The 21,584-nt window shown below is 72.5% G+C and carries 22 protein-coding genes and 2 pseudogenes; 8 read left to right on the forward strand and 16 right to left on the reverse strand.

Annotated elements, in window-relative coordinates; all coding sequences use genetic code 11:
• Positions 1-137 precede the first annotated feature (137 nt).
• Positions 138-800, forward strand: coding sequence for a hypothetical protein (locus tag CR470_RS22180; RefSeq protein ID WP_097869305.1), 663 nt, complete (start codon positions 138-140; stop codon positions 798-800).
• Between the two features lie 18 nt (positions 801-818).
• Here CR470_RS22180 and CR470_RS22185 read toward each other — a convergent pair whose 3' ends face one another.
• The 3 genes from CR470_RS22185 to CR470_RS22195 form a co-directional block, all read right to left on the reverse strand.
• A complete protein-coding gene (locus CR470_RS22185; protein ID WP_097869306.1) occupies positions 819-1,538 on the reverse strand; it encodes a 4'-phosphopantetheinyl transferase family protein in 720 nt (239 codons plus the stop codon).
• Positions 1,535-2,509 carry a metallophosphoesterase family protein gene (locus tag CR470_RS22190; RefSeq protein WP_097869307.1) on the reverse strand — a complete coding sequence of 325 codons (975 nt, stop codon included), beginning with the start codon at positions 2,507-2,509 and terminating at the stop codon, positions 1,535-1,537. The genes CR470_RS22185 and CR470_RS22190 overlap by 4 nt, the downstream gene beginning before the upstream one ends.
• A gap of 153 nt (positions 2,510-2,662) precedes the next feature.
• A complete protein-coding gene (locus CR470_RS22195) occupies positions 2,663-4,876 on the reverse strand; it encodes a hypothetical protein (protein WP_097869308.1) in 2,214 nt (737 codons plus the stop codon).
• Between the two features lie 69 nt (positions 4,877-4,945).
• On the opposite strand from CR470_RS22195, the gene CR470_RS22200 reads away from it, so the two are divergent.
• Positions 4,946-5,833: a glycosyltransferase family 2 protein gene (locus CR470_RS22200; RefSeq protein ID WP_097869309.1), complete on the forward strand. Its 888-nt coding sequence runs from the start codon at positions 4,946-4,948 to the stop codon at positions 5,831-5,833.
• A 17-nt stretch (positions 5,834-5,850) separates the two neighbouring features.
• Here the strand turns inward: CR470_RS22200 and CR470_RS38845 are convergent, their stop codons facing one another.
• From CR470_RS38845 to CR470_RS22220, 5 genes and pseudogenes are all read right to left on the reverse strand, one after another.
• A complete protein-coding gene (locus CR470_RS38845; RefSeq protein ID WP_257138874.1) occupies positions 5,851-5,994 on the reverse strand; it encodes a hypothetical protein in 144 nt (47 codons plus the stop codon).
• 31 nt (positions 5,995-6,025) lie between these two features.
• A complete protein-coding gene (locus CR470_RS22205) occupies positions 6,026-7,333 on the reverse strand; it encodes an MraY family glycosyltransferase (protein WP_441350780.1) in 1,308 nt (435 codons plus the stop codon).
• A gap of 523 nt (positions 7,334-7,856) precedes the next feature.
• Positions 7,857-8,108, reverse strand: a pseudogene (locus CR470_RS22210) (phosphotyrosine protein phosphatase); the annotation flags it as partial.
• 38 nt (positions 8,109-8,146) lie between these two features.
• Positions 8,147-8,644 carry a GNAT family N-acetyltransferase gene (locus CR470_RS22215; RefSeq protein ID WP_373561435.1) on the reverse strand — a complete coding sequence of 166 codons (498 nt, stop codon included), beginning with the start codon at positions 8,642-8,644 and terminating at the stop codon, positions 8,147-8,149.
• Positions 8,645-8,681: 37 nt separating this feature from the next.
• Positions 8,682-9,056: an ArsR/SmtB family transcription factor gene (locus CR470_RS22220; RefSeq protein ID WP_097869312.1), complete on the reverse strand. Its 375-nt coding sequence runs from the start codon at positions 9,054-9,056 to the stop codon at positions 8,682-8,684.
• Between the two features lie 243 nt (positions 9,057-9,299).
• On the opposite strand from CR470_RS22220, the gene CR470_RS22225 reads away from it, so the two are divergent.
• Entirely contained in the window at positions 9,300-10,697 is a 1,398-nt protein-coding gene (locus tag CR470_RS22225) for an NAD(P)-binding domain-containing protein (RefSeq protein ID WP_097869313.1), read from the forward strand.
• Positions 10,698-10,811: 114 nt separating this feature from the next.
• Here the strand turns inward: CR470_RS22225 and CR470_RS22230 are convergent, their stop codons facing one another.
• The 3 genes from CR470_RS22230 to CR470_RS22240 form a co-directional block, all read right to left on the reverse strand.
• Complete coding sequence (locus tag CR470_RS22230; RefSeq protein WP_097869314.1) at positions 10,812-11,333, reverse strand: DUF4396 domain-containing protein; 522 nt, start codon at positions 11,331-11,333, stop codon at positions 10,812-10,814.
• 220 nt (positions 11,334-11,553) lie between these two features.
• On the reverse strand, positions 11,554-12,792 hold the full coding sequence (locus CR470_RS22235) for an APC family permease (protein WP_097869315.1): 1,239 nt from the start codon (positions 12,790-12,792) through the stop codon (positions 11,554-11,556).
• Positions 12,793-13,101: 309 nt separating this feature from the next.
• Entirely contained in the window at positions 13,102-13,677 is a 576-nt protein-coding gene (locus CR470_RS22240; RefSeq protein ID WP_097869316.1) for a rhodanese-like domain-containing protein, read from the reverse strand.
• A gap of 79 nt (positions 13,678-13,756) precedes the next feature.
• Between CR470_RS22240 and CR470_RS22245 the strand changes: the two genes are divergently transcribed.
• Positions 13,757-14,044, forward strand: coding sequence for a metal-sensitive transcriptional regulator (locus tag CR470_RS22245; protein WP_097869323.1), 288 nt, complete (start codon positions 13,757-13,759; stop codon positions 14,042-14,044).
• A gap of 20 nt (positions 14,045-14,064) precedes the next feature.
• On the opposite strand, the gene CR470_RS22250 is transcribed toward CR470_RS22245, so the two are convergent.
• The 5 genes from CR470_RS22250 to CR470_RS22270 form a co-directional block, all read right to left on the reverse strand.
• Entirely contained in the window at positions 14,065-14,808 is a 744-nt protein-coding gene (locus CR470_RS22250; protein WP_097869317.1) for a sulfite exporter TauE/SafE family protein, read from the reverse strand.
• Positions 14,805-15,170, reverse strand: a complete 366-nt coding sequence (locus CR470_RS22255) for a rhodanese-like domain-containing protein (protein WP_097869318.1) — start codon at positions 15,168-15,170, stop codon at positions 14,805-14,807. Before CR470_RS22255 ends, CR470_RS22250 begins: the two co-directional genes overlap by 4 nt.
• An 8-nt stretch (positions 15,171-15,178) precedes the next feature.
• Positions 15,179-16,543: an MBL fold metallo-hydrolase gene (locus CR470_RS22260; RefSeq protein ID WP_097869319.1), complete on the reverse strand. Its 1,365-nt coding sequence runs from the start codon at positions 16,541-16,543 to the stop codon at positions 15,179-15,181.
• Positions 16,544-17,115: 572 nt separating this feature from the next.
• On the reverse strand, positions 17,116-17,295 hold the full coding sequence (locus CR470_RS40075; RefSeq protein WP_218923775.1) for a hypothetical protein: 180 nt from the start codon (positions 17,293-17,295) through the stop codon (positions 17,116-17,118).
• Positions 17,292-17,588: a hypothetical protein gene (locus CR470_RS22270; protein WP_097869320.1), complete on the reverse strand. Its 297-nt coding sequence runs from the start codon at positions 17,586-17,588 to the stop codon at positions 17,292-17,294. Before CR470_RS22270 ends, CR470_RS40075 begins: the two co-directional genes overlap by 4 nt.
• 255 nt (positions 17,589-17,843) lie before the next feature.
• On the opposite strand from CR470_RS22270, the gene CR470_RS22275 reads away from it, so the two are divergent.
• From CR470_RS22275 to CR470_RS22285, 4 genes and pseudogenes are all read left to right on the forward strand, one after another.
• Positions 17,844-18,308, forward strand: coding sequence for a GNAT family N-acetyltransferase (locus tag CR470_RS22275; RefSeq protein WP_097869321.1), 465 nt, complete (start codon positions 17,844-17,846; stop codon positions 18,306-18,308).
• A 305-nt stretch (positions 18,309-18,613) separates the two neighbouring features.
• Positions 18,614-19,285, forward strand: a complete 672-nt coding sequence (locus CR470_RS22280; protein ID WP_257138875.1) for a DUF6338 family protein — start codon at positions 18,614-18,616, stop codon at positions 19,283-19,285.
• Positions 19,285-19,431 carry a hypothetical protein gene (locus tag CR470_RS39670; protein ID WP_179892343.1) on the forward strand — a complete coding sequence of 49 codons (147 nt, stop codon included), beginning with the start codon at positions 19,285-19,287 and terminating at the stop codon, positions 19,429-19,431. Before CR470_RS22280 ends, CR470_RS39670 begins: the two co-directional genes overlap by 1 nt.
• A 3-nt stretch (positions 19,432-19,434) precedes the next feature.
• Positions 19,435-21,584 (forward strand): annotated as a pseudogene (locus CR470_RS22285) (CHAT domain-containing protein); the annotation flags it as partial.

Below are 21,584 nucleotides of genomic sequence, written 5' to 3' on the forward strand. Positions count from 1 at the left end.
CTTCGGCCCCGGAGCCGCCCGCTCCTGAGTCGCCCCGCGCCGCCGGCCGGGCCCGCGCCCCTCGGCGCGGGCCCGGTCTCCTTTACCCGCCGGTACGGGCATCGGACAATGGATCCTCCAGGACGAAGGGGTGGGAGATGCACGGATCCAGGAGTGCCGCATTAGCCCGGGCGCGGTCGGCCGCGCTCATCGGGCTGGCGGTGGCGGTTGCGGCCGGCTGCTCCGGCGGCGATGACGGAAGGAACGGGAAGGCGGCGGATCAGGCCGCTCCCCCACCGGGAACCCACAGCTGGACCAGCAGGCCGTGCGATCTCCTCACGGACGCGGCGCCCGCCGAGGGCTTCACCCTCGGCGGCACCACCGACTCCGCCTCCTCCGACGCCCGGGAGGACATCGGCGAGAACGGGGCGCGGCCGCTCTACCGGCAGACCGGCTGCCTCGCGGACCTGAAGGCCCCCGACGGCACGCTCTGGAAGCTCATCACCAGGGCCTCGGTGTACGAGGACTCCGAGTCCGCGCGTCACGCGTACCGCGTCAAGGAGGACCTCGACCGCGCCCACGGGCGCGGGCCCGAGAAGCTCCACGACGCCGCCTACGCGATACCGGCCGACGACCAGGGCCGGCCCGGCCGGACCCTCCTCCTGTGGAACGGCGACCTCGTGCTCACGGTGTCCGCGTTCGCACCGCACGGGAGCACGGAACACGACGTGCGGAAGGGCCTCGAACGGATCGTCGGCGACGCGGCACGCCGCACGGAGGACGGCCTACGCGATCACGACGCCTCCTCCCCCGCACCCTGACAACCCGCTGACCGGCCGTCACGCCCCTTCGCTCTCGCGCCAGTCGGGCCGGACCAGCACGGCCGTGGCGACGATGCCGTCCTCGATCCGCCAATGCCCGTGCAGCGTCGTCGGCAGGGCCGGGTCCGTGAGGAGCAGACGCGCGGTGAACGTGCCCTCGGCGGCGGTACCGCCTCGAAGCCCGTCATCGCCGCCCGGAACATCTGCCCGGTGAAACGTCAGATCCGCCTGAACGAAGTCGAGTTCGACCCCGGTGATCGGGTACCAGGTCTTGAAGACGCTCTCCTTGGCGCTGAACAGGACACGGTCCCAGTGGATTTCACCCGTGCCGTCCGGCGCGGGCGGACCGATCCGCTCGCATTCCGCGGGCAGCGTCACCAACTCCCGTACGCCGGTGGGGAGCGGGGCGTGCGGCTCCGCGTCGATGCCCAGCGACAGCACGTCCGCCGCACGGGCCAGCGCGGCCGCCCGGTACCCCTCGCAGTGGGTGAGGCTGCCGACGATCCCCTCGGGCCACAGCGGTCGTCCCCGGTGACCATGGAGCACCGCCACGGGCGGCAGGCCGAGTCCGGCCATGGCGCGCCGGGCGCAGGCGCGGGCCGTCGCGAAGTCGTTCCTGCGTTTGGCCACGCTTTTCGCGACCAGGGCCGCCTCCTCCGGGAAGAGGGTTCCGTCGGGGACGGTCTCCGCGCGGGTGGCCGCACAGGAGACGTCGGCGGGCAGCAGTCGCTCGATCACGAGGAGCCTCCGGGGGTGCGCCGCTGTGCGGACGGTTCGGTCCGGGCCGGTGGGGCGGGTTCGCCCTCGTAGGGGAGGATCTGCCGCAGCAGGCCGCGCGGGTGTCCCCGCTCGCGCCACTCCCTGGGGTAGCCGATGGAGACCTCCTCGAAGCGCACCCCGTCGTACCAGGTCGTACGGGGAATGTGGAGGTGGCCGTAGACGACGGCGGTGACATTGAAGCGGCGGTGCCAGTCAGCGGTGAGTTCGGTGCCGCACCACTGGGCGAACTCCGGGTACCACATCACCGACGTGGGTTCCCGGACGAGCGGCCAGTGCCCGGCGAGGACGAGGGGTATCTCGGGGTCGTGCTCCGCGAGCCGGCGTTCGGTCATGGCGACCCGGGCGCGGCACCAGTCGTCCCGCGTCGGATAGGGGTCCGGGTGCAGGAGGTATTCGTCGTTGCAGACGATGCCGGACTCGTGCGCGACGGCCAGCGACTCCTCCTTCGTGTGCGTTCCCGGAGCGCGGAAGGTGTAGTCGTACAGGAGGAACAGCGGCGCGATCGCCACCGGTCCGTCCGGGCCCGGCCAGAGCGGGAACGGGTCTTCCGGAGTGGTCACGCCGAGGTCCCGGCACAGCTCGACGAGGTGGTCGTAGCGGGCCTGGCCGCGCAGCCGGACCGGGTCCTTGCCCAGGGTCCACAGCTCGTGGTTGCCGGGGGTCCAGATGACGTGGGCGAAGCGCTCCGCGAGGAGGCCGAGCGCCCACCGGATGTCCTCGGGCCGCTCCGCCACATCGCCGGCGACGATCAGCCAGTCCGCGTCGGACACCGGGTGGAGGGACTCCACGATCGGCCGGTTGTCGGTGACCGCGGCGTGCAGGTCGCTCACGGCCAGCAGACGGCCCGCGCCCTGCTGTCGGCGCCCGTCGCCGGGGGCGGGGACGGCGGCGGGAGCACCGTGCGGTGCGGGGTCGCTCGGATGCGTCATGGGCGGTGTTTCCCGATCTGTCGGCAGTGGTCCGGCTCCGTCCGCACGGTGGGGAGCCGCTGGGAACGTAGCCTCTCACGCTCCCGACACGGTTCCCCCGGGGTTTCGGACGGCGGACACGTCGGCCGGGAGCCCCCTGTTGGTGACGGGTCATCAGTTACGTTCTGCCCGTTGGTAGTTCAGCTCGTCCACCGCACCGAGCGCGTCGCCGACCGTTGTGTAGTCGACGGCGATGAAGGTGACCGGACTGCCACGTTCCGCTTCGCAGGCCCGGGTACGCTCCAGGACCCAGTCGCGGGCGTTGACGCGCCCGGCGTCCAGACGGCTGCCGCCCGCGTTCGTGATGAAGTGGTTGAGCAGGAAGAGCTGTTTCCCGGTGCCGCCCCGGTGGGGAGCGCACGTCATCTCTGAGGGGCTCCGGAAGGCGAACGGGGTCTCCATCCCGTACCGGTAGAAGTTGCGGTACCAGGGCGCGGGGCCGTCGGCCTTCTCGGCGAACACCACCAGTCGGCGGCCGCTGTCGATCATTTCCTCCAGGGTGGGCCACGGAGCGTCCGGGTCCGCCGAGGGGGTGTGGAGGAGGTCCTCCAGACCGGCGGCGCGGAACGCCTCCTCGGTGTCCTCGGGGCTGATGTCGTCCTGGACGATGAGCGTCACGATCTCGGTGGGGTGGGCGCGCAGCCAGTCGCCGATGTCCTCCAGGGCCGGCACCAGTTCGATGGCCCCGGCGCGGCAGACACCGTGGCAGAGCCAGAGGCCCTCGCGCGGCGGATTGGCCCGGTCGATGGCGCTGGAGATCAGACGCCGTTGCTCGGGGGTGAATTCGGAGGAGTCCAGGCGCCCGGCGATGTCCTGCGGGCGCTCCCAGCGGTACGTGTCGAGCTGGAGGGCCCGGACACCCGTGTTGAGCTGCGTGGTGATGTCGGGATCCTGGAGGGGGCCGATGAACCGGTCCGCGGTGGTGGACATGGCGTTGTGCGAGGTGAGGTAGGCGGCTTCGTCGTAGCGCAGTCCGCACAGGTGGCTGCCGCCCAGGCACTGACGGGGCGCGGACGGGCCGAACACGGGCGGCACGAGCAGTACGCCGGCCAGTGCGGCACAGGCCACGCCCGCCGCCGTCGTCCGCACCGCGGTCGGGGTCGGCATCCGGCCCGGGCGCACCAGCAGCCCCCAGCCCACGCCTGTGAGGAGCACGCCGCCGGCGAGGGCCGCGAGTGCGGCGCTCAGCCCGGTGGCCACCGCCTGGTTCACGGCGTTGCGCTGGAGGTCGTCGACGAGCGCGCTGACGCTCGGGGCCCAGGAGGACGGTGTGGTGACGAGGCGCCCCCCGGTGATCAGGCGGGCCAGGAGCACGGCCCCGGCGGTCAGGACTCCCGCGCAGGCGAGCGCCTGCCCCAGTCGCATCAGCCGACGGGCCGGGGCGGTGGGACCGGTGAACCAGAGCGTCGCGAGGGCGGCCGGTGCGAGGGTGAGGGCGAGTACCTGGATCAGGGTCAGGAGCGTGATGGCGTCACGGGCCCGTTCCAGGGCCGTGAGGTCCATTCCGGCTGTGGTCAGGGTGCCGGTGAGGTCCCACGTACCGTCCTGAAGGGTGGTACGGAGGTCGGCAGCGGCGGTCCGCGATCCGTCGGAGAGCGCGGCGGCGGCGGTGGCCGCCAGCGCGGTCGACACGTCTCCCTCCGCCAGGGCCACCTCGATCTCGGGGCGCAGCGCCGTCCGCTCCCGCTCCGGGACCGCCGCGAGGAGGGCATCGGCAGCCCGGTCGGCCTGGTCCTCGGTGAGCGGCAGCGTGGGCAGGTCCGGGGCACGGCCCTCCTCCAGGGCGTCGAGCGCCGTGGCGAGGTCGGCGGTGAAGCGTTCGAAGTCCGGCTGGTCGCTCCCCTGGATGCCGGCCACCAGGTCGCCGAGGTAGACGCGTGCGAGGCCGACGAGGTTCTCCAGCACCGGGGCCAGGTCGACGGTCGGCCGGAGCTCGTCACGGTCGCCACGCAGATAGCCGGTCACCGCCTCGATCTGCTGGTCGGTGAGGGCCCGGACCGTGGCGGGCGGCAGCACGACCTTGATGTTCGACGTCACCAACGCCTCGGGCACGGGCAGGTGCGCGAGCAGGTCGCGGGTGACGGGCGAGATCTCCGGGTCGACGAACACCTCGCCATAGAGGCGGTCGTAAACCGACTCCTCGTCCAGCACCGCCTGGTAGAAGCCGGGCGAGGCGACCGTGGACCGGACGGTCGCGGTCAGGGCGACCGTCGTCACGCACAGGACGGCCAGCAGGACGGCGGCCACCGGCACGAGACGGCCGCACCCGCGGGGGGAGGCGGATCCCCACGGCGGTCCGAGCGGGTTCGCGGTCGGTTCGGCGCTCACTCGCCCAGCCTATGCGGAATATCAGCTTTTATGCGTGAATGATGAGATTCAGGAGCTGAGGAGCCCGCTGTGCACTCCGTTCACCTGGCCGTGCTGATGACGAGTCATGACCGCCGCGCGCGAACGCTGTCCGCACTGCGCGCCCTGGAGGAGCAGCGCGGGCTCCCCGCCGCGACGACGCTCGGCGTGCACCTCGTGGACACCGGCAGCACCGACGGTACGCCGGAGGCGGTCCGGCTGCGGCATCCGGCGGTGGAGGTCATGTCGGTGGACGCGGGCGTCCCCCGCAACCTGGCGCTGCGCATCGCGAGCCGCAACAGCCGCAGTGGCGGCGGGGGCGGCGGTCCGCTCAGCGGCGCGCCCGGCGGGCCGACCCATGCGTGGACGCATCAGCTCTGGCTCGACGACGGGGTCGAACTGTTCCCGGGCGCCCTCGCGAACCTCCTGCGCACGGCCGGGGCGGCCGGGCCCGGGGCCGTCGTCGTGGGCGCGGTGCGGAACACGTACGGGGACACGGTGTACTCCGGTCGGCGGGGCCGGTCCCTGGCGCTCGTCGAGCCCGGCGCGCACCGACCCGAGCCCTGTGACACGTACGACGGGCGCGTGGTCCTGGTGCCCCGTGCCGTGTACGACCTCGTCGGGGACCCCGACAAGGTCTTCCGCCACGGGCTGGGCGACTACGACCACGGCTGCCGCGCGCGGCGGGCCGGGGTGACCGCGTTCGTCGCCCCGGGGCACGCCGGTGCGTGCGGGGGTGGACCGGACGCTCCCGGGTCCCGGGAGCCGGGGATCGGCGTCCGGGAGGCGCTGCGCCGTGTGACCTCCGTACAGGAGCTGCCGCTCCGCCCGTGGTGGGTGTACTGCCTGCGGCACACCTGGCCGTGGGCGCCGTATCTGATGCTCTCCCCGTACGCGCGCACCGCGGCCCGCGCCACACTCGGCCGGCTGCGGGGGTGACCACGGGCCGGGCGGCGTCAGCTCCGCTCGGCGGCGACCGCGGCGGCGGACCGGCCGGTGGGCGGGGGCGGCACGGTGGGACGCCCCGCGGCGGTCCTGGCGGTCCCGGAAGGAGTGCCCTTCCCGGGAGCCGGACCCGTGACACCCTGTCTCTTATACACATCTCTGAGCGGGCTGGCAAGGCCGACCGGATCAGATCTCGTATNAGATGTGTATAAGAGACAGCCCGGAAGGAGTGCCCTTCCCGGGAGCCGGACCCGTGACACCCGACGCGGAGGCGGCGGAGGGGATCGCGGCGCCGGTGGCGTGCGCCGCGGTGCGCCGGGCGGCGGTACGGGGCGGGGCCGTGCGGGGCGGCGCGTACGCCGGGATCCTCAGCAGGGCGTACACGGCGGCCGCCGTCCCGGCCAGCGGCAGGAGGAGGAACGCGGGGTGCAGCAGTTCCGCGTACACCAGTGTCGCGGTGGTGACCGGAACGGCCGCCCACAGAGCCAGGAGGACCGCCGTGCCCGGCACGGTGACGCGGACCCGGCGCAGCCGGTGCGCGATGTGGTCGTCCGTGTCGCGCAGCGGGGAACGCGCGGCGCGGCGGCGGGAGATCAGGACCAGGGCGGTGTCGGCGAGGGCCACCGTCGCCAGGACCGGCAGCGCGGCCCAGGCGGCGCGGCCCGACGGGGTGGCCGCCTGGATCAGCGCGCCGGAGGCGGCCAGCGCGAATCCGGTGAACTGCGCACCGGACGCGCCGAGCCGGAGGCGGGCGGGGTGCCAGTTGTGGAGCAGGAAGCCCGCCAGCCCCGCCACCAAGGTCGCCGGAAACAGCACGAGGGCGGGGCCCCCGCCGACGGCGGCGCACGCGAGGAGCCCGGCGGCGGTGACCAGGCCGACGGCGGTCAACAGTCCGTCGGCGTGGTCGAGCAGGGCGAACGCGTTGGTGACGAGGACGATCCAGAGCACGGCCAGGACGCCCGCCGCCGGTGACAGTCCGGCGAGGCAGACGACGAGGACCGCGGCGGCCGTCTGGACGGGGAGGCGGAGGACGGCCCTGAACGGCTTCAGATCGTGGACGAGCCCGAGAGCGGCGACGATCCCGGCCCCGGCGAGCAGACCCGCGACGGAGCCCGCGGAGTCGTCCGCCGCGCCGAGCCACAGGGCCGCGCCCACAGCCGTGCCGACGCCGAGCACGACCGCCGTACCGCCGGTCCTGCGCAGTGCTTCGGATCGTGGCGCACGTCCGCCCGGTTCGTCCTGGGCGTGGGGGCGGAGCGCCGCACGGCGGGCGCCCTTGGCGAGTGCGACCGTGATGAACAGCGCGGCCACAGCGGAGGCGATGATCCCCAGCACGTTCACCTGCCCTGCCTTTCCTCGTTCATGACCTGCGGCGCGGGACGCCGGGCGGCCGGTGGAACGGCGGCCGCCCGGCACCGGGCCGGTTCCGGGTCGGGGGACACGGGACGCCACACGGGTGGCGTTTCTCCCCAACCTACGGGCCGATGTCCCCATTCACCCCAAATAACACGAAAAGGGCGACGCATTGTTCTGTCGGCCGACTGCGAGAGGGAGCGGGCCGACCCGGCCGGTGGCCTCCAAAGGGGCAGCGTGGGAACAAAGTTGGGAGAGAGCGCGGCCGGAGGGGCCGTCAGCACCCGACGCGCCGTTCGGCGTTGCGCTCGACGGCGGCGTGCCATCAGCCGGACGGAGAGGGGCCGATGATCACGGCGGCCGGCCGATCGTGGCGCAGACCCAGGCCGCGCAACGCGTCCGCGCGAACCCGGACGACGCACTGACCGCGCCGGTGCCCTTCAGCGCCGACGCCGCAGGCGAGACCGAACGGGCGAGATCCCCGGCGAAGGGCGCCCAGTCGACGCCGCGGTCCCGCAGTCAGGCGCGGAGGGCCGCCGGGCAGCCCGCCAGGTTCTCGTACGACACCACGGCCACCCGGTGCATCTGGCCGGCCCTGGACGACCATGCACCCCACAGGACGCCCGACATCGGCCGCAAGCCGCCGGCCGCCTGCCCAGAACACCTGGGGCGCGATCTCGGCGATCAGATCCTCGACGAGGGTCTTGGTCTCGTCGCGGATCGGGCGGACGGCGGCCACGCCCTGACCGGCCGGGTCCTCCAGCTTCCCGTCGAGGTCTCCGGGGTTCGAGCCCGCGGAACGGACCTCGACGCGGTCCCCGGCCAGGTGGGCCGGCCAGGCTGCGGCCATCTGGGAGCGGCCGGCGTTGTGGACGCGGACGAACCAGACGGACGGCTTGCCGGGGGACTCGGCCATGGTGATCGCCCTCTCCCGTCGCACGGCTGAACCGACCGTCACGTGACAGCGGGGCTGCGGCGCTCGACGAGGACGACGTCGCGCCAGACGCCGCGGTGGCGCCCGATCCTCTCGCGGATGCCGATGACCCGGAAACCCGCCCGCTCATGAACGGCGAGGCTGGCGGTGTTCTCCGGGAAGATCCCGGCCTGAATGGTCCAGATCCCGGCCTGCTCCGTGGAGTCGACCAGCGCCCTCAGCAAGACGGTTGCGATCCGACGGCCACGCGCGGCGGGGTCGACGTAGACGGAGTGCTCGACGACACCCGCGTACGCGCACCGGTCCGAAACCCTGCCGGCCGCCACCCAGCCCAGGACCTCACCGTGTCCGCCGAGGGCGACAAAACGGTGGCCTGGCAGTTTCGCGGCGTCGAAACGCTCCCAGTCGGGCGGGTCGGCCTCGAAAGTGGCGTTGCCCTCGTCGATACCCGCCCGATAGATCGCCAGCACCTGTTCGGCGTGGTCCGCGGTCAGCGGCACGACCACGACGCCCGACACCTCGCTCACCGCACCCCCCTTCCCGTCAACCCGGCGGTCAGGCGGCGGCGGGCCGCGTCAGCAGCCTGCCCATCCCGGCCAGCACCGACGGTTCGACCCGGTAGTAGACCCAGGTGCCGCGCCGTTCGGACGTCAGAAGTCCGGCTTCCTTCAACTTCTTCAGATGGTGGGACACGGTGGGCTGGGAGACGCCGACGTCGGAGATGTCACACACGCATGCCTCCCCACCCTCGTGCGAGGCCACCGCGGAGAACAGCCGCAGCCGCACCGGGTCGCCGAGCGCCTTGAACATCCGCGCGGCCGCCTGTGCCTCTTCGGCGGTCATCGGGCGCTCGGTCAGGGGTGGGCAGCACGGCACCACGCCCTCGCCGTCGGCGGGCTCGATCAGCGGCAGCACCTTCGCATTCGACATACGTCTATGTTGACACACGTCAAACCAGGGCGGCCAGGGGCCGTCCCGCACATGGGTCGGGCGAAGGCGAGCCGGAAGGCGGACCGCGGCGATCCCACCCGGCCACCCCCGACGAGGATCACGGAGCGCCGCACGGGACATCGCTATTTCGGTAGGCATCTATGTTGACGCCTGTCGATATAAGTGCCATTCTGGGCCGCACAAGCCATCGACAGATGTCGAAACAACCAAGGAGTCGTCGCCGTGAACGCGCCCGTCACCAACGAACTGCCCGTCGTCGTGATCGGCGCCGGACCCACCGGTCTGGCCGCCGCAGTCCATCTGATCGACCGGGGCATCGAGCCCCTGGTCCTGGAAGCCGGGCCCACCGCCGCCGCCGCGGTGCGCGCATGGTCACACGTGCGGCTCTTCTCCACCTGGGGCGAGGTCGTCGACCCGGCCGCCGAGAAGCTACTGGCCCCCACCGGCTGGACGCGGCCCGACCCGGCGGCCTACCCCTCCGGCGGGGACTGGGCCGAGCAGTATCTGCAGCCACTCGCCGACGTGCTCGGCGACCGAGTCCGGCTCGACGCCCGGGTCACCGGCGTCTCGCGCGCCGGCCGCGACCGGATCGTGGACGCCGACCGCGACCAGCAGCCGTTCGTCGTGCACATCGCCCACGCCGACGGCCACGAGGAGCGGATCTTCGCCCGCGCCGTCATCGACGCCTCCGGCACCTGGTCCACACCGTCCCCCGCGGGCGCCGGCGGCCTGCCCGCCCTCGGCGAGAAGGCCGCCGCCGACCGGATCACCTATCGCGTCCCCGACCTCAAGGACCCGGCCGTCCGGGCCCGTTACGCGGGGCGTCGCACCGCTGTCATCGGTTCCGGGGCCTCCGCCTTCACCGCCCTCGCCTCCCTCGCCGACCTCGCCGTGTCCGACGACGGCACGGGCACGAAGGGGGTGTGGGTCCTGCGCCGGGGTATCTCCGGCTCCACGTTCGGCGGGGGCGACGCCGACCAGCTGCCCGCCCGCGGGGCGCTCGGACTCGCGGCGAAGGCCGCTGTCGACGACGGGTACGTGGACGCGGTGACCGGCTTCCGTACCGAAGCGATCGAACGGGCCGCCGACGGCCGCCTGGTCCTGGTGGACGAGGACGGGCGCCGCCTGGACCCGGTCGACGAAGTCATCGTGCTGACCGGCCTCCGCCCCGACCTCGGCTTCCTCGACGAGCTCCGTCTCGGGCTGGACGAGCGACTCCAGGCCCCCACGGAACTGGCACCGCTGATCGACCCCAACCAGCACTCCTGCGGCACCGTCTACCCGCACGGGCACCGCGAGCTCTCCCACCCGGAGAAGGACGTGTACCTGGTCGGCATGAAGTCCTACGGCCGCGCCCCGACCTTCCTCGCCATGACCGGCTACGAGCAGGTCCGCTCCCTGGCCGCCGCCCTCGCCGGCGACCTGGAAGCCGCCGACCGCGTCGAACTCACCCTCCCCGAAACCGGAGTCTGCGGCGGGGCGGGCCTCTTCGACGACCCGGCCGCCGCACAGTCCGACGGCGGAGGCTGCTGCGCGACGCCGGAACCCGCCCTGGTCCAGCTCGGTGTCGACGCACCGGCCGACGGCGAAGGCGCGGCGGGCGGCCGCTGCTCGTCGTAACCGCCCCGTCGCGCCATCGGGTTCCTCGCGCCTGACGCACCGACCGGCCCACACTCCCCCGGGAGGACAAGACGCACACCCCGGCCGGAGCCTGACGCGGCGCCGGGGGTGCGGTCAGTGGTAGGCGTGGACGACGGCGTGACCCTTGCCGCGGCCGATCATCCACTTGTTGACCGGCGTCGTGATCACGAAGGCCACGGCGAAGCCGCCCAGCAGGGCCGTCCAGAACAGCGCGTCCGACAGGTGGGCGTCCATGGCTCCGGGCGTCAGGGCGATGATGCCGTTGTCGACGAACTCCATCACCGCGATCGAGACGGTGTCGGCGGCCAGTGCCACCTTCAGCGCGGTCCTGAAGTCCAGCCCCGCCCTGCGGACCGCGAACAGCGTGAACGAGTAGCCGAACACGAACGCCAGCGCGATCGCCAGGATCATCGTCTCGACATTGCCCCACAGCAGGGCGGTGCCGATGACCATGCCGAGAATCTCACCGATCGCACAGCCGGTGAGACAGTGCAGCGTCGCCTTCGCGGCTGTCCCCCACGTCGCGCCGCCCTTCTGATGCCCCGCGTGACCCGTGTGCGTCCGCTGCCCGCCAGGGTCGTGGTCGGTGCCGGTGTGGTGCGTGCCGTGATCCATGGTCGCCGTCTCCCGTCCCGTCCAGTGCGGTTTCGCCGCCCTACGCGAACCACGATATACCCGGCAGGGGTATGGCGCCCCGTGCGCCGTCAGGGGTCACGGGACAGCCCACAACCGTCGGCGGCTGATGGACGGTGTGCGGCGGCGGGTTCGGACCGGAGTTCCGTGCCGGGACCTCTCCGCCCGCGACTCACCCGCTACGTGAAACCCGGCCTACGGGTCAGCGGCGTGTACGGCCGCTGACCGCCTTTCGGATACCGAAGACGGCGGCTCCGACGGCGAGGACCACGGCACCGGAGATCACGGCGCCCGGGGGCAGCGCGAAGGCGAGGACCACGCAGCCGGTCAGGCCGACCACGGGAACGAGGCGGTGCGGTCGGCCCTCTTCGGGGGTCAGCGTCCAGGCAGAGGCGTTGGCGACGGCGTAGTAGGCCAGCACGCCGAAGGAGGAGAACCCGATCGCTCCGCGTACGTCGGTGGTCGCGGCGAGCACGGCGACGACAGCGCCGACGGCGAGTTCGGCGCGGTGCGGGACGCCGAAGCGGGGGTGGACGGCGGCCAGTGCGTACGGCAGATGCCGGTCGCGGGCCATGGCCAGGGTGGTGCGGGAGACGCCGAGGATCAGGGCGAGCAGGGAGCCGAGGGCCGCGACGGCGCCGCCCACGCGGACGACCGGCACGAGCCAGCCGGCCCCCGCGGCGCGTACGGCGTCCGCCAGCGGGGCGGTCGCGTCCGCCAGTCCGCCCGGGCCCAGCACCGCCAGTACGGCGCCGGCGACGAGTGCGTAGACGGCGAGCGCGATGCCGAGCGCGATCGGGATGGCGCGCGGAATGGTACGGGCGGGATCCCGAACCTCCTCGCCGAGCGTGGCGATGCGGGCGTACCCGGCGAAGGCGAAGAACAGCAGTCCCGCGGCCTGGACCACCCCGCCGATGCCGGCGTCCGCGCCGATACGCACCCGCGAGGCGTCCGCGCCGGACGAGGTCAGGGCGGCGAGGACCACGGCGGCGAGCACCGTCAGGACCACCGCGACGATGACCCGGGTGAGCCGCGCGGACTTCTGCACCCCGGCGTAGTTCACCGCGGTCAGCGCCGCCACGGCGGCCACCGCCACCGCCTGCTCCTGACCGGGCCACAGGTACGCGCCGACCGTGAGGGCCATGGCCGCGCAGGAGGCCGTCTTGCCCACGACGAACGCCCAGCCGGCCACGTAGCCCCAGAAGTCGCCCAGGCGTTCGCGGCCGTAGACATAGGTGCCGCCGGACCGGGGATAGCGGGCGGCCAGCCTCGCCGAAGACGTCGCGTTGCAGTAGGCCACCACCGCGGCAAGGGCCAGGGCGAGCAGCAGCCCCGAACCCGCGGCCTCCGCGGCCGGGCCCAGCGCCACGAAGATCCCGGCCCCGATCATCGACCCCAGACCGATCACCACCGCATCGAACACACCCAGCCGACGCCGCATCCCGCCCGCGCCGGGCCCAGCGACATCCACCGTGCTCACGCGCTCTCCCTCTCGCCCACCCCACGAACCCAACGCACCGTACCCGAACCGCATGTCGCGCCGGTGTCGCGGCGGGAGCGGTCGCGGCAGCGTGTGTTGTGGACGGCGGCCGCACGCCCCGACTCGCCCCCACCACCATGGGTGACGACGGTCATTTCCGTGTACGTCTCCACGCCGACGACGGAGGTGGTCCCCCATGGCGGTCCCGAAGCGGAAGATGTTCCGCAGCACCACCCGTCACCCTCGCGCCCAGGGGGGCGTCGAGTCCGGTCAGCGCCCGCGCAGTGCCGCGAGGGTGGCGTCGAGGTCGGCCGCGCCGGTGCGGTTGTGGGGCAGTTTGGCGAGCATGGCGGCCATGCCGCAGGTGTTGGTGAGGGCGGAGAAGACCAGTCCTGCGGCGATGCCCGCCGAGAGGAGCTGGAACGCGGGGTGGACGAGGAGACCGAGGAGCAGGCCGAGGAGGACGACGGTTCCGGCGGCGAGGCGGACCTGCCGCTCCATGCCCCAGGTCGCACGAGCGGCACCCTGGGGGCGGTGCAGGTCGTGACCGTCGGCTGCCCAGGCACTGGTGCCACCGCTGAGCGTGGCGGTCGTGATGTTGTGCTCGGCGAGGACGCGGCAGGCGTTCTCCGACCGGGCGCCGGACGCGCAGACGATCAGGACCTCACCGCGGTCCGCGGCCTGCCGGATGTCGGGGAGAGCCCGCCGGATGTGGTCCAGGGGGATGTTGAGGGCGCCGGGCAGGTGGCCGCCGGCGTACTCACCGGGGGCGCGGACGTCGATGACGGTCAGCTCGTGGAGGCGGCTGCGGGTCTCGTGAGTCGCGAGGACGGCGGGCGTGGTCATGGCAGGTGTCATCCTTTTCTGTCGGGTCCCCACCCAAGGGGAGTACATTACCCCTGGGGGTATTTCATGAGGAGTGATGATGGAGCTTGAACTGGCGGGAGCGGAGCTCAAGGCGGTCCTGAACCGGCTGCGCCGGGCGCAGGGGCAGATCTCCGGCGTGATCCGGATGATCGAGGAGGGGCGGGACTGCGAGGAGGTCGTCACCCAGCTGGCGGCGGCGTCGCGGGCGCTGGACCGGGCCGGGTTCGCGATTATCGCCACCGGGCTCCAGCAGTGTCTGACCGAGGTGGAGGACGGCCGGCGTTCCGGTGAGTCCCGGGACGAGATGCGCGCCCGGCTCGAGAAGCTCTTCCTGTCGCTCGCCTGACGCCGGGGCGGCCCGCGTGCTCAGGCGACCACGTCGACGACCATGAAGGCCGCCACCGCGAACAGTGTGTACGCGAAGACTCTCCGCAGCGTGGCGTCGGCGACCTTCGCCGCCAGCCGTTTGCCGTCCCAGGCCCCGAGGATCGCCGCTGCGGCGAACGGGGCGATCACCTCCCATCGCAGGTCGTCGCCGGTTCCCGACCGGGCCGCGAGGGCGGCGAGGGAATTGACGGTGATGACCAGGAGGCTGGTACCCACGGCCTGTTTCATCCGCAGGCCGAGGACACCGACCAGGGCGGGCACGGCGAGGAATCCGCCTCCTACCCCGAGGAATCCCGTCACGGCGCCGAGACCGGCGCCGGTAACGGCCGCCTTCCCAGGCTGTGTCCCCTCCTTCGGCTGGACGACAGAGGGCCGCAGCATCCGCAGCGCCGCCAGAGCGGCGATCACCGCGAACGCCGTCGTGAGGACCGCTTCGGGCAGGTGATCGGCGACGGCTCCCGCGAGGGCCGCCGGGAGGACTCCCGCCGCCGCCAACAACACCCCGGCCCTCCAGGCGACATCGCCGTCTCTCGCGTGCGCGTAGAGCGCGGTGGCCGATGTGGCGGTGACGATGATCAGACTGGCCGTGGTGGCCGAGGCCGCCGAGAAGCCGAGCAGGTAGATCAGGGCCGGAACCGCCAGAACGCCGCCACCACCTCCGAGCGCGCCGAGCGCCAGCCCGATCACCGTCCCGGCGACGAGGGCGAGAACCAAGGTACTCACGCTATCGAGCCGCCGTCACCGCGCTCGTCGATGACCGGCAGCCCCGCGGCGGCCCACGCGATCATGCCGCCCTTGACGTCCACCGCCTCCGCACCCCGCTCGGCCAGGAGCTTCACAGCCTGCTGCGAGCGGTGCCCGCTGCGACAGATCACCACCAGCGGCCTCTCCCGCGCCGCCGCCGGAAGCGCCGCACCCGCGGCCAGGGCGGTCAGCGGCGCGTGCACCGCGCCGGGAGCGTGGCCGGTGCGCCACTCGGGCTTTTCCCGCACGTCCAGGAGAACGGCTTCGGGCCGCTCCCCGTCGGTGCGGGCGCGCGCCTCGCCCAGGGAGAGGCGTTGTCCATGTCCACGGAAGAGAAACATCGATGACGTCACCCTTCTCCGGTGACGATGGTCAGCCCGGCCACGACCGCCGCGTCGAAACCGTCGTCCACGGCGACCACGTCGCGCCCCGCCGCGTGCAGCAACGACGCGGCGATACCCGCACGCATCCCGCCCGCACAGTGCACCCAGACCGTGCCGTCGGGCACGTCGTCGATACGCTGGTGGATCTGGTGGATCGGGATGTGGACCGAGCCCTCGATCCGGCCCTCCGCCCGTTCGGATGAGCGGCGTACGTCCAGCACGACGATCCGGCCCCTTTCCTGACCGGCCAGTTCGGCGAACGTGGCGCGGGGAAAGGACGCGACGCTCTCGCCTGCACGGAGCCAGTCCGCGGGACCGCCGGTCGCGGCGGCGGCCGGCCGGTCGATGCCGACGCGCACCAGCTCCCGCTGGGCCGCGGCGAGTTGTTCGGCCGACGCGGCAAGCAGCGTCACCGGCTTGCCCCAGGGGATCAACCAGGCGAGGTACGTGGCGAGCTTGCCGTCCGCCTCGAAGTTGTACGAACCCGCGACATGCCCCTCGGCGAAAGCGACGCGGTTGCGCAGATCCACCACCCACTCCCCCGCCGCGAGCCGCGCGGCGATGTCGTGGGGGTCGGCCACGGCCGGCGCGGTCAGGTCCACGGGCGCGGGTCCGGCCGCGTTGGCGGGGCTCATGTGCGCGTAGTACGCGGGCACGTCCTCCAGACCCGCCAGCAGCTCGGCGACGAAGCTGTCGACATCCACGGTGAGAGCCGGATTGACCGCCTTCTCCTTGCCGATCGTGGTCGCCTCCCCGTCGGCCTGGGCGGACGAGCAGAAGCTGCCGAACCCATGCGTCGGCAGCACCTCGGTCTCATCGGGCAGGGCGTCGGCGAGGCGGCGGGCGGAGGCGTGCTGAGCTCGGGCCAACCGATCGGTGAGCCGCGGCTCCACGAGATCGGGCCGCCCCACCGTACCGATGAGGAGAGAGCCGCCGGTGAACGCGGCGACGGGCCTGCCCGCCTCGCTCAGCACGTACGCCATGTGGTGCGGCGTATGCCCGGGCGTCGCCACCGCGGCCAGGACCAGTCCCGCGTCGATGGCGATCGTGTCACCGTCGGACACGGCGGTCCGGGCGAACGAAACGTGCGCCCCGGCCGGAACGTGGTAGGCGGCTCCGGTGATACGAGCCAGCTCAAGACCGCCGGTCACATAGTCGTTGTGGAGGTGCGTCTCGACCACATGGGTGATCGCCACACCACGCCGGGCCGCAGCGGCCAGCACCCGATCGATGTCACGGGGCGGGTCCACCGCGACCGCCGCGTGCCGACCACCGGCCACGTAGCCGCGGTTGCCCAAGCCCTCCAGCTCGATGGCTTCAACGAAGAACACGGGAGTCTCCTTCCGACGAAAAATTACCCCCCGGGGTATGCAATTCACCGTAACACGCTTACCCCCGGGGGTATATTTCGCGCCGTGGCGGCCGTCCGCCAGAGGGCAGGGCTTGAGTAAGGCCTTGAGGAGGATCTTGATGGCGCGGCGTTCGTCCGTCGCCCCGGGTGCGCCGTCCCGGGGGGGGGCTCCGCACCTCGGTACGGCCACAGGTCCGATCCGCACTCAGGTGGCGACATCCCTTTGCGGTTCTGAGCTGGGGTTGTCCCCGCAACGACCGGCCGGTTGCCCGGATGGTTCAGCGGACTTCCGGCAACGAGGCTGAACGCGTAGGGATTCACCGATCAAGGGAACCGTCTGTGTTCAGCTTCACGCCTCCGCGCCGTCCTACTGTTGCCTGGATGGGCGCCGTTGGTGCTCTCGCCACCGCGTGCACGGTCGGCTTGACCGGGGTCGCCGGCGCAGGGGCGCCGCGTCCGAGTACGCGCCGGGCCGCGCGGACGCGACGCGGCTGTGCACCATCGCCACCGTGCCGAAGTCCCGGACGTGCCGTGCTCGGAGGGCCCCGGTCTCTACACCAGCGCGCCCGCGTACGCCGGCTGGATCGACGAGACCATGAAGACCGACGCCGCCCGCCCGATCACGGGCGAGGAGACACCCCTCGCCGACACTGGCGCGAACGACGACACCGCCGCGATCGCCGGTGTGGCCACTGCGCTGTTCGTCGTCGCGGCGGGACAGGTACCGTTCACCGATCGCCACGGAAGTGATCTCGGAGATCGTCACCGCAGTCATCTGCGGTGCCGACGAACCGGCCTCGCGAGAATGCCAGTATCTGGTCGCCCTCGCCTTCCAGCTTGGCCTTGCCCAGCTGCATTTCGATGTACGCGATGTACTCGCCGCACTCGGCGCTGACAGGCTTCTCGGGCCGCGGGCCAGATTCCGAGGCGGCCTTCAGTCCGGCGGTGGCGGCGAAGCCGGCCACGCACAGCACCGCCCACGCGATAGCACACGTGCGGCGGCTCATCCGTATCGGCTCGGGCATTCAGGCATCCTACGGACGCAGAACGAACTGGTGGCGTTCTCCGGCTTTCCCGCCGAGCACAGGGTTCGTCTCCGCACGACACATCCCAGTGAACCGACCTTCAGCTCCGTGAAGTCGTGAACCGAGGTCACCCGGGGCGGCGCCGACGCCCCGGCCGCGGCGCCGCCCCGGCCTTCGGGAGTCCTACGACCCGGTCCGCGGCAGGGGCGCGGATGCAGGGCGCGGGCCTCCTGTGTGAGCTGACAGCATGACCACATGAATGCGGTGGATCCGGGCGAGTTCGTTGTGCGCCGTGCGAGCGAGTCGGAGGCGGACACGCTGATCGGGATCGACACGATCGCTCTCGAAGGTGACGACGAACGGCAGGCGAGCATCCGGAGGTGGTGTCGGCAGGGCTTGGCGGTCGTAGCGGAGGATGCGTCGGGCCCGCTCGGCTATTGCGTGGTTGAGTACACGTTCTTCGAACAGGGCTTCGTCACGATGCTGATGGTGACGCCCTCCGCCCGCGGCCGAGGTGTGGGCCATCGGTTGCTCGACGCCGTGGCCGCCTCATGCACCACCCCGAAGCTGTTCACCTCGACCAACGTCTCCAACCAGCCGATGCAGCGGCTCCTCCAACGAGCCGGGTGGAGTCCAGTCGGACTTCTCCACGGCCTCGATGAGGGCGATCCCGAGCTGTTCTACCTCTGCCGGCGGCGGGCCGGGACGATGCACCGGTGACCTGTAGCGGACCGCACGGGTTCACCGGAAGTGCCGTCGCCATGGGCTCGTGCGGCCCGTACTGTTCGCGAACCTCCGGGCGATCCCGTCGATCACCTCCACGGACGGTCCCGCCGCCGCCCACTCCGCCCCGTCGTCCGGCTCGGCGGCAGCGGCTGGATGGCATGCGTTCACCGACGCAGCCGCCGGCGCACCCTGGTCACGCGCGCGGGCGGGGCCCCGGCCGCCGCCTCCCGGTAGCCGCGAGAAGCGGTGTTTCGCCGACCGCGGAGCAGGCGAGCCAGTAGCGTGATCGTAGGGAGTCCGTGAGCCAGGGGGGTGGTGAGGTGCAGGCGCCTGCGACCGTCGTGCAGCTCGCCCTGCTCGTCCTTCTGGTGCTGCCGGGGGTCACCTACCAGTTCGTCCGGGAGCGCCGCCGCGGGCCGGTGCCCGGTGAGCGTGATCTGGGTGAACGGGTGCTGCGGGCGATCGTCGCGTCGATCGCGCTGGACGCCCTGTACGCCGTGGTGGCGGGGCCGGCGCTGGTCAGCCTGGCTCAGGGCGCCGGCGGCGGCTGGGACGGCTTCGTGGAGCGGCCGCGCGTGGTCGGTCTCGTCGCCGTGGTGCTCTTCCTCGTCGTGCCGGCCGTGGCGGCGGTCACCGTTTCCCTGGTGGATCGACAGCGGCGCAAGGCTCGGTTCCTGCGTACGCCCAGCGCCTGGGACCACGCGTTCCGAGACCGCGAACCGTGCTTCGTGCGCGTGCGGCTCAAGGACGGCAACTGGGCGGGCGGCTGGTACGGCGACCGGTCGTACGCCTCCTCGTACCCCCACCCGGCCGAGCTCTACCTCGAATCGGCGCGCGTGATGGGTTCCGACGGGTCGTTCGGCGCGCGCGTGCACGGAACGGCGGGCCTGCGACTGCGGGCGGAAGACTTCGACGTACTGGAGTTCGTCGAAACCGGAGAACCGGCGGCCGTGCCGGATGAGGAGCGGTGATGGCGCACGAACCCGAGCTCTCGCCCGAAGAGGCGGCACTGCTGGAGGAAGCCGCGGAACGCGGCTACACCCCGAAACGCAAGCTCGCCGAGCCGGACGAGGCGCCCGGCGGACCGGCCGGCACCTCGAACGGCACCGAGGACTGACGCGTGGGCGGCGAACCCGCGAACGACCACGTCGAGCGGTTCTGGGAAGCGTTCCGCGTGGCCCGGCACAGCGCGGACCCCGCGTCGGTCGAGAAGGCGATCGGTCTCGGCCGTGCCCTGCCGGCCGACGAGGACGTGGCCGAGCGCAGCTCGGTCCTGTCCGATCTCGGCGGTCTGCTGCAGACCCGCTACCACCAGACCGGCGACTTCGCGTTCCTGCGGGAAGCCATCGGAAAGGTCACGGAGGCCTACTTCCTGGCGTACGAAAGCCCGGAGGACTCGGCCGACTACGCCAACAACATCGGCATGCTGCTGCACACCGCGTTCCTGCGGAACCAGGACCGCGAAACCCTGGCCGAAGCGCTGGAGTGGAGCCGGACGGCCGTAGAGGAGGAACCGTCCACGAAGAAGGCGTTCTATCTGGGCAACCTCGTCGTCGCGCTCCGGACGGCGTTCACCGTGACGCAGGACCTCGCGCCCCTGGGGGAAGCCGTCGAACACGCTCGGGCCGCCGTCGCGTGCTCTCCCGATGACGTGCTCACCGCCGGGAGCCTGCACTTCCTCGCCGTCGTCCTGCGCGACTGGTTCCGTGGCACCGGGGAGACCGCGGTGCTGGAGGAAGCCGTCGACGCCGCGCGGCGAGCGGTGGAGCTCACGCCGGCCGGGTCGTCCGACGTGCTCGGCCGGCTGAAGAACCTCGCGTATCTTCTCGACGACCGTTACCGGGCTCGCGGAGCACGGGAGGATCTGTCCGAACTGCTGCGGGTCCGGCAGACGCTGGTGGCCCATACTCCGGTCATCGATCCGCGGCACTCGCAGAACCTCATCGAGCTGACGACCACCGAACGGGACTGGGCCGCCCTCACCGGCGAGGGGCCTCGCTCGACCCACGGCTGGGAACGCGCCGACACCGAAGCGGAAGCGTGCGGCCGGTATGCCGCCAAGTTCAAGCTGACCCGGGACCCGGCCCTGCTCGAGCGTGCGATCGAGCTCGGGCGCTCGGTGGCGGCGGCGACTCCCGCCGGGCACCCCCGCCGGGGTGTACGGCTGGACCACTTCGCCACGGCGCTGGCCACCCGCGGTGAAGAGTTCGGGGACCACGCCGCGCTCGCGGAAGCCGTCACCGTCGAGCGGGAGGCGGTCGCCCGCACGTCGGCGGGCGATCCGCTGCGGGTCCAGTTCATGGGCAACCTCGTCGTCAACCTGAACGCGTTGTTCCACGCGACCGGAGACCTGGCCCACGTCATGGACGCGATCGACGTCGCTCGCCGTGCCGCCGAGGCCACGGCCGGGCAGGGAGACCACCCGCGTTCGCTCGGGATCCTCGCCGTCGTACTGCACACCCGGTTCCGGGTGACCGGCGAGCTGCAGGTGTTGTCGGAGGCGGTCGACCGCGCGCGGGAGTCCGTCCGCCTCGGCGCGAGCCTGGTCGCCGCGCAGGGCCAGCGGCTCTCCAACCTCGGCACCATGCTGTCCGACTGGTTCACCAGGACGGGTGAGGCGAGCGTGCTCGACGAGGCGATCGCCGCGCACCGCGCGGCCGCGGAGGTGACGGCGGACGACGACCCGGACCGGGCGGTGCGGCTGGCCAATCTCGGCGGTGTGCTGGGGATGGCGTACGAGAGGTTCGGCGACCGGAACGCGCTGCGGAACGCGATCGCCGCGCGTCGCGCGTCCGTGGCCGCGACTCCGCAGGACAGCCCGCACTGGCCCGGGTACGCCGCGAGCCTGGCCTCCGCGCTCAGCGACTGGTGCACGAACCCCGTCGCACCCGCCGTCGCACGACGGGAGCCGCCTGATCCGCAGGTCCTCGCGGAGGCGGTCGGCCTGGCCCGGAGCGCGGCGCGCAGGCCCGTGCGGGACGCCTACACCCGGGCGGGTCTGCTGACCCTCGTCGCCGGCGTCCTGACGCTCGGCTTCCGGCACCTCGGCGACAGCGACGCGCTGACCGAGGCACTCGACTGTTACCGGGAAGCCGCGGCGTCTGCCGGATCACCGGTGGAGAGCCGGGCGGAAGGTGCGGACCGATGGGGTGGTCTGGCCGCCGAAGCCGGGCAGTTCGACGTGGCCGCCGAGGGGTACGCCACCGCGGTCCGGCTGCTGCCCCGGCTCGCCGGTCGCCGCCTGGACCGCGAGGACGCGCAGTACTGGCT

The organism is Streptomyces sp. rh34 (assembly GCF_002551245.1).
Taxonomy (GTDB): domain Bacteria; phylum Actinomycetota; class Actinomycetes; order Streptomycetales; family Streptomycetaceae; genus Streptomyces.

Bases quoted from the DNA above. Each gene is read 5' to 3' on its own strand.
- CR470_RS22180 (WP_097869305.1), top strand. From the start codon at position 138: ATGCACGGATCCAGGAGTGCCGCATTAGCCCGGGCGCGGTCGGCCGCG.
- CR470_RS22190 (WP_097869307.1), bottom strand. From the start codon at position 2,509: ATGACGCATCCGAGCGACCCCGCACCGCACGGTGCTCCCGCCGCCGTC.
- CR470_RS22220 (WP_097869312.1), bottom strand. From the start codon at position 9,056: ATGTCGAATGCGAAGGTGCTGCCGCTGATCGAGCCCGCCGACGGCGAG.
- CR470_RS22230 (WP_097869314.1), bottom strand. From the start codon at position 11,333: ATGGATCACGGCACGCACCACACCGGCACCGACCACGACCCTGGCGGG.
- CR470_RS22235 (WP_097869315.1), bottom strand. From the start codon at position 12,792: ATGCGGCGTCGGCTGGGTGTGTTCGATGCGGTGGTGATCGGTCTGGGG.
- CR470_RS22240 (WP_097869316.1), bottom strand. From the start codon at position 13,677: ATGACCACGCCCGCCGTCCTCGCGACTCACGAGACCCGCAGCCGCCTC.
- CR470_RS22245 (WP_097869323.1), top strand. From the start codon at position 13,757: ATGGAGCTTGAACTGGCGGGAGCGGAGCTCAAGGCGGTCCTGAACCGG.
- CR470_RS22255 (WP_097869318.1), bottom strand. From the start codon at position 15,170: ATGTTTCTCTTCCGTGGACATGGACAACGCCTCTCCCTGGGCGAGGCG.
- CR470_RS22270 (WP_097869320.1), bottom strand. From the start codon at position 17,588: ATGCCCGAGCCGATACGGATGAGCCGCCGCACGTGTGCTATCGCGTGG.
- CR470_RS22275 (WP_097869321.1), top strand. From the start codon at position 17,844: ATGAATGCGGTGGATCCGGGCGAGTTCGTTGTGCGCCGTGCGAGCGAG.
- CR470_RS39670 (WP_179892343.1), top strand. From the start codon at position 19,285: ATGGCGCACGAACCCGAGCTCTCGCCCGAAGAGGCGGCACTGCTGGAG.